The 607-nt window shown below is 38.1% G+C and carries 1 protein-coding gene; it reads right to left on the reverse strand.

Annotated features, from left to right (window positions below):
- Positions 1 to 70: 70 nt before the first annotated feature.
- Positions 71 to 607 (reverse strand): response regulator transcription factor (locus KK060_RS24880; protein WP_254158005.1); only part of this gene is annotated, 537 nt, incomplete at its 5' end.

Below are 607 nucleotides of genomic sequence, written 5' to 3' on the forward strand. Positions count from 1 at the left end.
ATTATATAAGGAGGGCTGCTATGGTATCGAAATCGTTCTGATCAGGTTACAAATTGTTACTATTTACTTTTTATGACGTAGTAGGCAACCGCTTGCCGGCATAAGCAGAAGGCAGCACACTAAACTGATCTTTAAAATACTTGGTAAAATACTTTGGATTATTGAATCCCACCTGATAGGCAACCTCTGCTACTGTAAGCTGACTCTTTTCCAACAACTGTGCGGCACGTTGTAGCCTGATGGTTCTTATAAATTCGATGGGAGATTTGCCTGTTAATGATAGTAGCTTTTTGTATAAATGAACTCTGCTCATCCCTAACTCCTGGCTCAAATCTTCAACAGAAAAATCCGGATTGGAGATTTGAGCTTCTACTACTTTTATGGCATTCTGAATAAGCTTCTCATCCAATGATGTGATCTGTATATCGCTCGCCTTGATATCAAAATGTTTTTGAAAGGCTTTATGAAAAGACTCCTGTTGGGAAATCAGGTTTTTAATTCTTGATTGAAGGATTTCAAAATTGAAAGGTTTTGTTATGTAGTCATTTGCACCGGTCTCAAATCCTTCAAGCTTTTGCTCTTCTGCGGTACGTGCTGTAAGTAATAT

Origin of the sequence: Chryseosolibacter indicum (assembly GCF_018598585.1) — a bacterium.
GTDB lineage: Bacteria > Bacteroidota > Bacteroidia > Cytophagales > Cyclobacteriaceae > Chryseosolibacter > Chryseosolibacter indicus.